Source organism: Rickettsia amblyommatis (assembly GCF_002078335.1).
Classification (GTDB): Bacteria; Pseudomonadota; Alphaproteobacteria; order Rickettsiales; family Rickettsiaceae; genus Rickettsia; species Rickettsia rickettsii.
This window is the reverse complement of the sequence record NZ_CP015012.1, coordinates 141450-153714: the sequence shown is the minus strand read 5'-3', so window position 1 is coordinate 153714 and position 12265 is coordinate 141450. Positions and strand designations below refer to the sequence as shown.

Here is a 12265-nt window from a genome sequence, read left to right as displayed (position 1 = left end):
AATGCTATAAATTAGCATTTTTTTATTATTTCTCTGGATTGCCGCATCGCTTTGCCCCTCGCAATGACGGTGCATGTATCCACGCAACCAATCTTCCACGAGAATAACATATTTATTAAGCGTATGGATTATCATCAAAAGCAATATGTTCACCTGATAATATAATTATCTTATCTCGATTGGTATTATTTATAAATACCTTATGATTAAGATCTGTTACTTTAACACTACTATGTGGTCCTAAGATTAATTCCGCAACATTGCCTAGGCTTTCAAACGTAACACGCTGATTAGCTCCAATGGTTATTTTATCGGGGGGGGATATATTAATATTTGCTGTTCTACTTTCTTCGGTAAAAGTAATAGTTCTATATTGCGTTCATATTTTCCTCTCCAATTTGAATGAATTTTAAGTTATAAAATCATTACTACTGCAATTTAAATTTTTTTAACCTAACTCTTTACTCAATTTATAATTGTATTATAGTGTACTTTTTAAATTTAAGCGGCTATGGTATTAAGATTATATTATTGTCTAGTATGCCTTATAATTATTTTTGATATTAATAAGGTACATGCTTCGGCATGGTTGTTAGAGCAAGGAGAAGATATAGATATATTGTAGGGGGTAATAAAGTTAATAAGATATCAAAAAACGAGAAAAAGCAAAGAGAAGAAGCTATTTTATACATAAGAGAAAGAGTAGCTTATCTATGGGAATACCTCAAAAAAGTAAGTGATCAGCCGAGTCTTCATACAAAAATCTTACGACAAATAAAAAGATTAGAGCAGAAGATAGTAGAATTATCCTCTGATCAATATGAGCAATTTGTAAGTAGTACTGTAGAATACGGTATTACCAATAATCAAAATATTGGAGTACATTTTTTGTACAAAGAAGATAAATTTTTGAATGAAAAAAACATAAGCACGGATGCTTCTATTTACTATAAATTGAAGCTATTTGAAGATAAAGATTTTGTTATTTCGGCTCAGCCTAAAATTTTAATGAGTAAGAGTAAAAAACTTAGAGAAGATTTTTGAGGCGAGATATCTTTACTAATGGGAATAAGAATAAAATATCCGCCCTGTTACTATTTTTAATCAAAATATATTTAGCTTTGGACATTCAATTAATATTGGTTCTAAGACGATGTATTATAATTTTTCTACTTGTGAAGGGATTAAATTTAAAAACGGTATAATGCTTACAAGTTTTACGAAATACCATACTCGGCAAAATTACAGTTATGTATATGATAGTTCAGTTTATGAGCAGCTAGGAATTGCCAAGATAATTAATTTTGGTAAAGAGAATAGAAACTTGTTAACTGCTCAAATCGGTTATTTTTGGGATTGCAGTCTTTCAAATAAGAAATATAAAATATCAGGTATAAGTTTTTCAGCATGGTTAGTGTATAAATGAAGATAATAATCAGAGATAAAAACTTATTAGGTAAAAAACAAGCTACTAGTTTAAAAGCTATGATCGAAAAAGCAATTATCGATAATGAGATAATGATTGACATATTATATGAAAATAGAATATTGCCGCTAATAAGCAATATTTCTTATATTAAAATTTATCATTATTCTTATATACAAGCCTATGTAGTGAATGGTTATTGTATATATGAAGATGTTCACGGTAATACAATAACTGCTATAAATGATCTAAAAATATTGTTTAGTAATAATAATATTTTTAGATCTATAATGCTGATCAAGAAATATTATTTTTATAAATTATTAGAAAAAAATTTCGCCCATTTAACTAGTATTAAAGCAAAATATGCTCTTGAATTTAAAGTCGAATAATATTAATTATACCAATAAAATAATAATATTTTTCGTCGTGTTTATAGCCACATTGATTTATCTGCCGGTTTTATTTCAGGTTGCTAATAATATAAGCTATTGTTTGCAAAATATTTTAAAATCCCTGTTATTTATAAGGGCAGTAAGAGAATTGCCTTCGGTAGGGTTGCATGGATTGAAAAGCGTATTCGGTGTCATACCGTGGTTTGACCACGGTATCCAGAAAATAATTAAAAATACTAATATTAGTATTTTTAACTGGATCCCGCGATCAAGTCGTGGGATGACAGAGGTGGAATCGCTGCACAAAACAAGTAGTACTAAAAATCATTCGGTGGAATCACAAATTTTTCAAAATGAGGAGAAAGCTTTACCGGTTTATACAGTTTTAATACCGTTATATAAAGCATTAAGTAAGTTAAGGTCGATAATTAAAATATTTCATTAATTGAATTATCCAAAAGATAAACTAGGCGTTAAAATTATTATCGAAGATGACGATTATCTAATGATTAAAGAAGTAGTGTTATATAATTTACCGTCTTATTTTCATGTTATATCTGTTCCGAAAAGTCTACCAAGAACTAAGTCGAAAGCCCTTAATTATGCTCTAGAATATTCACGTGGCGAGTATCTAGTAGTATATGATGCTGAAGATAAACCTGAACAGCTACTTAAAGCTCTAGCAATGTTTAAAAACTTGCCTCTAGAATATGCTTGTCTTCAAGCTAAGCTTAATTTTTATAATAAAAATGAGAATATTTTAACCAAAATGTTAATGTAACAGCAGATGCCGAGCTTGGTATAAGAATTTACTCACAGAACTATAAAGTAGCTATTCTTGATTCCTATATTCTAGAAGAAGCTCCGAATAGTTTAGGTAATTGGCTAAATCAAAGATCACTTTGGATTCAAGGCTTTTTGCAAACATTTTTGGTATTTAAAGCACAAAAAGATAAATACCAAAAGTTTATTTTATTGCAAGTAATAACAATTTATATTTTTATCGGCTTATTTACTTATAATTTTTGGAGTGTACCCTTTATAATATTTTCTATTGTTATAAATAAAAATTCTATAATTAATTATTTATGGCGTATTAATAGTATTTTTTCGCTTTTATATCTATATGGTACAGCTCTGTATATATTAAAAAATTATTTAAAAAGCGGAAAAGTAAAATTTCAGGATATAGTAGCTTTGATCTTATGGGCTAGTTATTTTATATTACATACTGTAGCTTCATATAAAGCAGTATTTGAAATAATTTTCTGCCCTTTGAATTTTTGAAATGGAGTAAAACTAAACACGGCACTAGTTTAGAGGATTTTGAGAAAGAATAGACCTCTAATAAAAAAAATTTTATTCTTGCCCCTTGAATTAACAAAAATAAAATAATATATTAGTATGTACATTTAAAGATTTAATAATTGGAGGTTAAAATGTCTTTTAAACCATTACATGATAGAATTGCAATAAAGCCTATCGAACAAGAAGAAAAAACTAAAGGTGGAATTATTATTCCGGATACTGTAAAAGAAAAGCCGATGCAAGGTGAAATAGTAGCCGTAGGTAACGGTATTCGTAATCAAAAAGGCGAAATTCATCCTTTAGAGCTAAAAGTAGGCGATAAAGTTTTATACGGTAAATGGGCAGGCACCGAAATTGAAATTAAAGGCGCAAAACTGATCGTTATGAAAGAAAGCGACGTATTTGGTATTATTAATTAATTATTTGTTTTAAGGAGAAATTAAATATGGCAACAAAACTTATTAAACACGGCTCAAAAGCTCGTGAGCAAATGCTAGAAGGCATTAATATACTTGCAGATGCAGTAAAAGTTACTTTAGGTCCAAAAGGCAGAAATGTACTTATCGAGCAATCATTCGGTTCACCGAAAATTACCAAAGACGGTGTGACGGTTGCAAAATCGATCGAGTTAAAAGATAAAATTAGAAATGCAGGAGCTCAGTTATTAAAATCAGCTGCTACAAAAGCTGCAGAAGTAGCCGGTGATGGTACTACTACAGCTACGGTACTTGCTAGAGCTTTGGCTCGTGAGGGTAATAAGCTAGTAGCTGCCGGTTATAATCCTATGGATTTAAAGCGTGGTATGGATTTAGCGGTAAACGCAGTAGTAGAAGAAATTAAAAAATCCAGTAAAAAAATCAATAGCCAAGAGGAAATCGCACAAGTCGGTACTATTTCTTCAAACGGTGATAAGGAAATCGGTGAGAAAATTGCTAAGGCAATGGAGGAAGTCGGTAAAGAAGGCGTGATAACCGTTGAAGAAGCAAAGAATTTTAGCTTCGATGTTGAAGTAGTGAAAGGTATGATGTTTGATAGAGGTTATCTATCACCGTATTTTGTAACGAATTCCGAGAAAATGGTTGCTGAGCTTGAAAATCCTTTCATCTTACTATTTGAGAAAAAATTATCAAATTTACAACCGATGTTACCTATACTTGAGGCTGTAGTACAATCACAACGCCCGCTATTAATTATTGCTGAGGATGTTGAGGGCGAAGCTCTTGCAACGCTTGTAGTCAATAGATTACGTGGTGGTTTAAAAGTTGCGGCAGTAAAAGCTCCAGGTTTTGGCGATAGAAGAAAAGCAATGATGGAAGATATTGCTATCCTAACTAAAGGTGAGCTTATTACTGAAGATTTAGGTATGAAGCTTGAAAATGTGAGTATTAAGAGTCTAGGGACGGCAAAAAGAGTAACAATTTCTAAAGAAAATACCGTAATTGTTGACGGTAACGGTGATAAGAAAAATATTGAAGATAGAGTATTACAAATTAAATCTCAAATAGCTGAAACTACTTCTGATTATGATAAAGAAAAACTACAAGAGCGTTTAGCTAAACTTTCCGGCGGTGTTGCCGTATTAAAGGTTGGCGGTGCTACGGAAGTTGAAGTGAAAGAGCGTAAAGATCGTGTTGAAGATGCACTTGCTGCTACAAGAGCGGCAGTTGAGGAAGGTGTTGTTGCCGGTGGCGGTGTAACATTACTTCATGCATCACAACCTTTAACAAAGCTTAAAGTAGAGAATAAGGATCAACAAGCAGGTATTGAAATAGTAATAGAAGCTTTAAAGGATCCGCTAAAACAAATTGTTGAAAATGCCGGTGAAAACGGTGGTGTAGTAGTTGGTAAGTTACTAGAACATCAGGATAAAAATTATGGCTTTAATGCTCAAGATATGCAATATGTCGATATGATTAAAGCAGGAATTATTGATCCGGCTAAAGTAGTGCGTACTGCACTTCAAGATGCTGCTTCCGTTGCTTCGTTAATTATTACCACGGAAACTTTAATTGTTGACGAACCTTCTGATAAGGAAGAGCCAATGCCAATGCGTGGCGGTATGGGTAGCATGGGCGGTATGGATTTCTAAGTCTATACCTCTATAAGATAGGTTATGCAATAGATCTAATAAATGCGTTTTGTTGTATTGCTCGTTCCCCTCATTGTAAGGAGGCATTGTTGCGTGGACCGCAAAACCTGTTCAATGTCATATCGTGGTTTGACCACGGTATCCAGAAAACAATTTAAAATACTAATATTATTAGTATTTTAAACTGGATCCTGCTACAAGCTCGCAGGATGACAATTAAGAAACTTGGTCCACGCAGGCAATGCCTGCTCCGCAATGACGATTTTAACAACGTGCCGTACCACACATTATTAAGTCGCAGTGTGTAGGGACACTGAAAAACTGATTTATGCAACAAATGGGTTTTAAAGCAATTCTTTGCTTGATTTGAAAATAAACTCTTTAATAAAACTCTTCCTCAAAAAATAAAATATAGAATTTCTTGTAATTATTTCAATAAATGATTGCAAATATTTTTTAATTAATTATGATAGCTCAACCTTTGGTGTTTATCCTATGAGACTGTTAACAAAATAATTTTAAAGCTAATTAAATTCTTTTTAACTGCAAATTATAAGATTTTTTTTGAAATAGGGATATTTATTACTGTAAAAATCTCTTTAATTATCAATTAAAGTTATTTTGTTAACAGCCTTATATAGGATGATGAAAAGGTTTAAAGCGGTTTTACGCTTTAATGATTAAGAATAGATTTCTTGTTGAAGCTATAGGCAAGGTTAATCTATAATGTATATATTCGTTTAATTTAAAAAATTAGTAATAACAGTTTCTAGCTTTTGGTCGGTTAAACTATGCTAACTAAAATTAGTAAGGTTTTAGAAAAATTACTATTCTTATTTTAAAAAAATCTTATAATTTATACAGTTAAGAAAGACTAAAATAAGATAATTTAAATTTTATATATAAAACTTAAAAAATTAGGTTCTAAAAGCAATCTAAATAATGTGAATTTAGGATAAAAGATAAAATAATAGGGTAGTGTGAAGCTTTGCCACAAGTTTAATTTTTCCTATTAATATCAACTAAAGCTGGGTTTTATTAATATTTACTAAAAATAGCAAATTAATTAGAAATATTAATAGAACTTAATCAAGTTTATTGCTTTAATTGGTGTTTAGTTATTCGTAAGTATAACTATTAACTGAATTAGTATAAATTAAAGAGGTAGTGTTGCTTCAAAGGGTTATTAAACATTTAAATTATAATTTATCTAAACATGATATGGCTGCTCAAATAACAGGTAGGATCAAACATCCAATATCAATTTTATATAAATTATATCGTAAGGGTATAAAGTTAGAAGAATTAACAGATATTTTTGTGATAAGCATAGTGGTAATAGATGAAGAGAAATGTTATAAAGCTTTAAAAGTAGTTCATGATCTTTATGAGTATGAAAAGGATAAATTTAAAAATTATATTCTTAATCCTAAACCAAACGGCTATCAATCTTTGCATACTATTATCACAACTGAGAATGATTATAAAATAGAGATACAAATACGTGATCATAAGATGCATTATCATGCAGAGAGCGGTGAAGCTGCACACTGGAAATATAAAAATAGTTTTTAGCTGATATACACTTCTTTTTTTTCTAAAGTATATGCCTACTCCTTTGGGAAGAAGTTTGAAATAATGAATATCCAAGATGAAAGACGGCTTCTATCTTGGACACAAATTTAATTTATTTTTTTATTTTGTATTATTTTGAAGTTTAAAAAAGAAATTGCGTAAACCGACTTTTTGAAATATTTCTTTTTGTTCTGAAGGGAAATGTTGCTTGATAAAATTAGTACAAACATTTAATAGATTGTGGTTCTACGGTTCGTATTTCTAAATAAGCTGCTATGAGTAAGAAGCTTTCTATAGTTTCTTTTACTGTTTCTAAAGCCTTGTCTGTAGATTTAGCATTTATAGTTTGTAAATTATGTAGGCGATCAAATACTTTAATAAGTGCGATATCATATCTTTGTTCTTGGATTAGTAAATTTAACATTTCACCGGAGCTAATTTTACCGTACGGCTTAATTCTTGTTAAACATTCTACACTATTGGCAATATTCTTATCAAAAATTTTGCTAATATCAGCATGTGTAAGTATTGTATCCTCTATAGTATCATGAAGAAGGGCAACATTTATCATATATGATTTGTAAAGTTTAGGAGCTGCAAGAGCTGTAAAATCTGCAAGCATGATTGCAACTTCTATAGGATGATAATAATAAGGCTCCCTTGATTGACGCATTTGAGAAGCATGATATTTACGGGTATAATAAAGACCTTTTTCAATTTCTGTTATATCTATAGGTGAGTCTACTAGTATTCAAATATTTAATTCGATCAATTAATTTTTTACTATAATCACAAACCTCAAATTTTTTCTGCCAAATATCAATTATCTTCCATAAACCTACTAAACAAGTTAAACTATATCTTGATTTTTAAATAGGATTATATTTTTGTTAACATGATAAATTGAATATATTACTATAATAATAGCTAGTATCTTAAGTAAAAATATAAAAATAGTTAATAAAACTTAATAAAAAGAAAAGCCTTTTTTTATTTATTCTCAAATATTTTTTCACTTTAGTGGTTTATAACTTCTTGCAATATATTAAAAATTTAGTAAGCATTATTAATTGTAGAGATAGATTATTATTCAATCTATCTCTATATATATCGAAATACAATTTAAATTAAAGGTAAATTATGACTAAAAAACTAGTTGATAACAAAATAGCTCCTAATAAAGCAGAGTACTATAAGAAATTTTCGCATGTCTTAGGTGTTACCCCATATCATGGGGCAGTAACCTTACCGAAGACAATGGTTTGAGTTTGCGAAGAATTAAAGTTGTTAAAGGATAGCTCACAGAAAAATGAGATGGAAGGAGGAAAAAATCCTTTCCTGGTGATGTTGACTTTCCTGATGATACTCTAAGTGCACCGGCAATTAAAGAGGGACATCTTCTTAGCGGTGGAAAAGAAGATGAGAGAGATGCTGTTAATGATACTAATGCAGAAATGCAATTTTCATCTGACAAAACTATTTGTATTGAAGAGATGGAAGCAAGTACCATCATGTTCATAAAGTAAAAGCCGGTGACAAGTTTTATATACATTGGGATTATACCATGGCACATAAAACACGTGGTTATACATATGCGATCACTGATCATCCTAATGACTTTTCTCAAAGACTAACTTTTAATGAGCTTAAGACATTTTTTGAAAATATAAGCCAAGAAAAACCATTTTGGAGCCATCCATTACCTGCTCTACGGGTCATTCAATAATTCTTCCGGAAAGAGAAGCAGGATTTCGCGTTCTTTTAGAAAGATGGATAGTCGCTGATACCAGCATGGCATTTCATCAATCATGGGTTCTTGAATATGAAGCAAGTTTAGGCGGTGAAGGGCCTGGGGGACATGGACACCATCATCATGATACTTAATTAAGCTTTAAAGCAACTTAATAGCGAGTGGTTATGCGCTAAGCGACTCAAAGCATTGTTGTGCGGATACCCAAGTCGTCATTGCGAGGAAAAATTGAAAATTTTGACAAAGCAACCTCGGACCAAAATCTTGAGATTGCCACCCTCCTTTCAGTCGCTCGCAATGACGGTTTAGTATCCACGCAACAATGCTTAAATTCTTGCGTTACTATCTACTCAAAGCTTTTAGGCCTTCCTTTAAGCCGTCTTTTATAAATGAAATTTTAGCTTGTTTGCCGTCTGCGGTAATTAGTTCTATATAATTATCGTTTGATAAAATCATGTCTAGATCGTCTTTTGTAATAATAGCTAAAGCCTGACAGCCGTTTACTGTACAATTTACGTATTTTCCAGCTGCTATTCGTTTGTCACCGCTATTAATAACTGTACCTGCCGGAATTTGAACATTTGACGGGACCATTTCTATTATTTTTAATTCCTGTTCTTCGTGCTCCCCATTGAAATAACCTATGTGATAAATGGCTAACATTTCCTTTTCTTTATCTTTCTCTAGATTATTAATTTGTTGTGATAAGAAGCAAAGTTGTTTTTTCTCATTATTAAGAGTACAATTTAAAGTCCAAGCTCCGTACTTTTTTGGTGTTGTTGATGCGCTGACGTTTCCTATGCTATACAAAACAAAAGTGCCGGTTATTATAAATAATCCACTAAAAACAAAAGCAATTTTTTTTATACAATCTTTCATATAATTTTTAACCTTTTTAAAATATTTTCTTTTCCTAAAATTTCTGCAATCTCAAATATGCTAGGTGATGCAGTCATACCTGTTATTAAAGCTCTTACCGGTTTCATAATGTCATTCAGCTTTAAGTCGTTTGCTGCTGCTATTTCTTTAAATTTATTCTGTACGGATTCCTTATCAAACTGCTCAAGTTCGCTTAAGTTTTCTATAACTTGTTTGATTAAATTCTTATCGCAATTTTCTATAATTTCTTTTGAATCTTGGTTGTAGATGATAGGCAAATCTACTAGATAAATTTGAGCAAGGCGTGTTAGTTCTAGTAATGTTTCACTTCTAACTAACAAGCTTGGCATTGCTTGTTTGATATAACCTATTTCCTGCTCACTAACCTTAAACTTCTTCGGCAACTCTACTGCTAGGGGTAATTTGTACGTCAATCCGGTACTCGCATCCTCACATATGTCTATATACGCTGCGGTGCTGCATTCCGTGTTTCCTTCAAATTCCTTCCTATAAGCGAGTGTCTGAAGAAGTTTATTATAATTTTGTTCCAATATCTCTACAGCCTTTGAAGTTAAACTATCATTGTCAAGCATTCTTAAGTAATGAGCGTTAATGCTATTCATCTTAGCAAAATCAAGCTTAGAAGGTGATTTACCAAGTGAATCGAGATTAAACCAGTCTATAGCCTGAGTCATTGAGATAATTTCATCATCGCCGTGACTCCATCCAAGACGCAGTAAATAATTACACAAACTTTCCGGTAAATACCCCATATCCTTATAAGCTTCAACGCCTAATGCTCCATGCCTTTTGGATAATTTTGCTCCGTCTGCTCCATGAATTAACGGTATATGAGTCATGCTCGGTACTTCATATCCGAAAGCCTGATAAATAGCGAGTTGCCTTGCTGCATTGGTTAAATGATCGTCACCTCTAATAATATGAGTTATACCCATATCATGATCGTCTACTACAACGGCTAGCATGTAAGTAGCAGTGCCGTCTGCTCTTAATAGTACCATATCGTCTATATGAGAGTTTTCAATTACTACCTCACCTTGTAAGGTGTCATGAATTGTTATGCTACCCTCTCTTGGAGTTTTTAGACGTATTACCGGTTTAATATCATTAGGATAGATAGATGGATCTTTGTCACGCCACTCGCTATTAAAAATAAAATGCTGTTTATTGTCTAAAGCTTGTTGTCGCTGTCTTTCTATTTCTTCTTGGCTAGTAAAACAATAATATGCTTTACCGTTTTGCAGTAATTTTAGTGCAGCTTCTTTGTAAAGATTATTACGTTTAGACTGGAATATAACCTCACCGTTCCAATCAAGCCCTAGCCATTTTAGACCTGAGAATATAGCTTCTACCGCTTCTTTAGTTGACCTTTCTTTATCAGTGTCTTCAATGCGAAGCAAGAACTTACCGTTATGGTGCCTTGCGAACAAATAATTAAAAAGGGCGGTTCTTGCCGAACCTATATGTAAAAACCCCGTCGGTGACGGAGCAAATCTAGTAATTACGTTATTAGTCATTTATTATCTTTTTTAAATATATACTAAGAACTGTGTCATACCGTGGTTTGACCACGGTATCCAGAACACAACTAAACATACTAATATTATTAGTATGTTTAACTGGATCCCGCGATCAAGTCGGCTTTGTTGAATGGATCAGTTTTTGCATCATTGCGAGGAAATTGCATAGCAATTGACGAAGCAATCCAGAAAAATAATAAAAAAATGCTAATTTTTAGCATTTTTTTATTATTTTTCTGGATTGCCACGTTCCTTACAGTCGTTCGCAATGACGTTCGATATTCATGCAACAAGGCTGATCAAGTTAGCTAGGATAATAACACATACTCTTTCTCCCCAAACACATAAAATAATTTACGTCTATATCATCGCTTAATTTCCACTCATTTTTAGCCGGATCATATACCAAGCCTTTCAGCTCTTTAATTTCAATTTCGGTATCCGTAAGCATTTCGTAAATTTCCAACGGTTTTAGGAATTTGCTATAATCATGAGTGTTTTTTGGTACCCAACCTAAAATATATTCGGCAACTATTATTCCAAGTATATAAGCTTTTTTAGTACGGTTAATCGTAGAAATTATTGCCATACCGTTTGGCTTAATATGCTTCACCAAATTTAGTATAAATTGCTGTACGTTTTCTACATGTTCAATAACCTCAAGACAAATTACCACATCATATAGCTTGTCACTTTCTAATTCTTCTATAGTAGATTGTAAATAATTTATCTTTACGCCGTTTTCCTTAGCATAAGCAGTTGCCGTTTCAATATTACTTTGCAGTGCATCAATGGCTGTAACGTTAAAACCTTGAGCCGCTAAAGGCGTTGCAATTAACCCTCCACCGCAACCGACGTCTAATATTTCTAATTTAGAAATATTAGACGTCTTCTCAAACTCTACTTCTAGAGGTAATTTGTGCGTCAATCCGCTGCTCGCATCCTCACGTACTTCTATGTACGCTGCGGTGCTGTGCTGCGTGTTTCCTACAAATTCCTCTCTATAAGCTGGTTTGGAAAGGTGTCTATTGTAATGCGTAGTTATTTTCTCTATTATATATTCAAGGCGAATAGGGTTTATTCGGTGTAAGATACCGAATTCTCCGTCCTTATTCCACCAATTATGAGAAATTTTCTCAAATTTTTCTAATTCTTTTTTATCGATTGAAGACATAGTCTATGATTCTTTCCAATGTCATCCCGTGGCTTGGTCACGGGCTCCATAAGTACAGCCTAAGCACTTTAGTGGATCCTGTGGTCAAGCCCACGGGATAACAAGAGGCCATACAACAAACATATATA

The 12265-nt window shown here is 32.2% G+C and carries 13 protein-coding genes and 2 pseudogenes; 11 read left to right on the top strand and 4 right to left on the bottom strand.

Going from position 1 to position 12265, the window contains the following annotated elements:
* The first annotated feature begins 888 nt into the window (after window positions 1–888).
* The 8 genes and pseudogenes from A3305_RS00705 to A3305_RS00665 all read left to right on the top strand — a co-directional run bounded on the left by A3305_RS00705 (window position 889) and on the right by A3305_RS00665 (window position 6793).
* A pseudogene (locus tag A3305_RS00705) lies at window positions 889–1426 on the top strand (hypothetical protein).
* Entirely contained in the window at window positions 1423–1818 is a 396-nt protein-coding gene (locus tag A3305_RS09245) for a hypothetical protein (RefSeq protein ID WP_196795996.1), read from the top strand. Before A3305_RS00705 ends, A3305_RS09245 begins: the two are co-directional and overlap by 4 nt.
* A 103-nt stretch (window positions 1819–1921) precedes the next feature.
* Window positions 1922–2266, top strand: coding sequence for a hypothetical protein (locus tag A3305_RS09850; protein ID WP_231289096.1), 345 nt, complete (start codon window positions 1922–1924; stop codon window positions 2264–2266).
* Window positions 2267–2602 (top strand): glycosyltransferase, encoded by a 336-nt coding sequence (locus A3305_RS09845; RefSeq protein WP_045799464.1) that lies wholly within the window; start codon window positions 2267–2269, stop codon window positions 2600–2602.
* A gap of 20 nt (window positions 2603–2622) precedes the next feature.
* Window positions 2623–3108, top strand: a complete 486-nt coding sequence (locus A3305_RS09230) for a glycosyltransferase (protein ID WP_226984100.1) — start codon at window positions 2623–2625, stop codon at window positions 3106–3108.
* A gap of 152 nt (window positions 3109–3260) precedes the next feature.
* Window positions 3261–3548: a co-chaperone GroES gene (locus A3305_RS00680; protein ID WP_014392610.1), complete on the top strand. Its 288-nt coding sequence runs from the start codon at window positions 3261–3263 to the stop codon at window positions 3546–3548.
* Between the two features lie 26 nt (window positions 3549–3574).
* Complete coding sequence (gene groL, locus A3305_RS00675) at window positions 3575–5218, top strand: chaperonin GroEL (RefSeq protein ID WP_014392609.1); 1644 nt, start codon at window positions 3575–3577, stop codon at window positions 5216–5218.
* A gap of 1170 nt (window positions 5219–6388) precedes the next feature.
* Window positions 6389–6793, top strand: a complete 405-nt coding sequence (locus A3305_RS00665; protein ID WP_041860636.1) for a bifunctional (p)ppGpp synthetase/guanosine-3',5'-bis(diphosphate) 3'-pyrophosphohydrolase — start codon at window positions 6389–6391, stop codon at window positions 6791–6793.
* Window positions 6794–7010: 217 nt separating this feature from the next.
* Here the strand turns inward: A3305_RS00665 and A3305_RS11750 are convergent, their stop codons facing one another.
* The gene (locus A3305_RS11750) at window positions 7011–7466 is read right to left on the bottom strand and encodes an HD domain-containing protein (RefSeq protein ID WP_014392607.1); all 456 of its coding nucleotides are present in this window, start codon (window positions 7464–7466) and stop codon (window positions 7011–7013) included.
* A 467-nt stretch (window positions 7467–7933) separates the two neighbouring features.
* On the opposite strand from A3305_RS11750, the gene A3305_RS11095 reads away from it, so the two are divergent.
* The 3 genes and pseudogenes from A3305_RS11095 to A3305_RS11375 form a co-directional block, all read left to right on the top strand.
* The gene (locus A3305_RS11095) at window positions 7934–8059 is read left to right on the top strand and encodes a hypothetical protein (protein WP_264357823.1); all 126 of its coding nucleotides are present in this window, start codon (window positions 7934–7936) and stop codon (window positions 8057–8059) included.
* Between the two features lie 298 nt (window positions 8060–8357).
* Window positions 8358–8519: a hypothetical protein gene (locus A3305_RS09835; RefSeq protein WP_231289094.1), complete on the top strand. Its 162-nt coding sequence runs from the start codon at window positions 8358–8360 to the stop codon at window positions 8517–8519.
* 213 nt (window positions 8520–8732) lie between these two features.
* A pseudogene (locus tag A3305_RS11375) lies at window positions 8733–8849 on the top strand (zinc ABC transporter substrate-binding protein); the annotation flags it as partial.
* A 36-nt stretch (window positions 8850–8885) separates the two neighbouring features.
* On the opposite strand, the gene A3305_RS00645 reads toward A3305_RS11375, so the two are convergent.
* The 3 genes from A3305_RS00645 to ubiG form a co-directional block, all read right to left on the bottom strand.
* Window positions 8886–9422: an invasion associated locus B family protein gene (locus tag A3305_RS00645; protein WP_014392605.1), complete on the bottom strand. Its 537-nt coding sequence runs from the start codon at window positions 9420–9422 to the stop codon at window positions 8886–8888.
* Window positions 9419–10960, bottom strand: coding sequence for a glutamate--tRNA ligase (gene gltX, locus A3305_RS00640; protein ID WP_014392604.1), 1542 nt, complete (start codon window positions 10958–10960; stop codon window positions 9419–9421). The genes A3305_RS00645 and gltX overlap by 4 nt, the downstream gene beginning before the upstream one ends.
* A 307-nt stretch (window positions 10961–11267) precedes the next feature.
* Entirely contained in the window at window positions 11268–12137 is an 870-nt protein-coding gene (gene ubiG, locus A3305_RS00630) for a bifunctional 2-polyprenyl-6-hydroxyphenol methylase/3-demethylubiquinol 3-O-methyltransferase UbiG (protein ID WP_014392603.1), read from the bottom strand.
* Window positions 12138–12265 lie beyond the last annotated feature (128 nt).

Excerpts from the sequence above, each read along its gene's own strand:
- ubiG (WP_014392603.1), bottom strand. The coding sequence starts at position 12,137 with ATGTCTTCAATCGATAAAAAAGAATTAGAAAAATTTGAGAAAATTTCT.
- gltX (WP_014392604.1), bottom strand. The coding sequence starts at position 10,960 with ATGACTAATAACGTAATTACTAGATTTGCTCCGTCACCGACGGGGTTT.
- A3305_RS09835 (WP_231289094.1), top strand. The coding sequence starts at position 8,358 with ATGGCACATAAAACACGTGGTTATACATATGCGATCACTGATCATCCT.
- A3305_RS09245 (WP_196795996.1), top strand. The coding sequence starts at position 1,423 with ATGAAGATAATAATCAGAGATAAAAACTTATTAGGTAAAAAACAAGCT.
- A3305_RS11750 (WP_014392607.1), bottom strand. The coding sequence starts at position 7,466 with ATGCGTCAATCAAGGGAGCCTTATTATTATCATCCTATAGAAGTTGCA.
- A3305_RS00645 (WP_014392605.1), bottom strand. The coding sequence starts at position 9,422 with ATGAAAGATTGTATAAAAAAAATTGCTTTTGTTTTTAGTGGATTATTT.
- A3305_RS11095 (WP_264357823.1), top strand. The coding sequence starts at position 7,934 with ATGACTAAAAAACTAGTTGATAACAAAATAGCTCCTAATAAAGCAGAG.
- groL (WP_014392609.1), top strand. The coding sequence starts at position 3,575 with ATGGCAACAAAACTTATTAAACACGGCTCAAAAGCTCGTGAGCAAATG.
- A3305_RS00680 (WP_014392610.1), top strand. The coding sequence starts at position 3,261 with ATGTCTTTTAAACCATTACATGATAGAATTGCAATAAAGCCTATCGAA.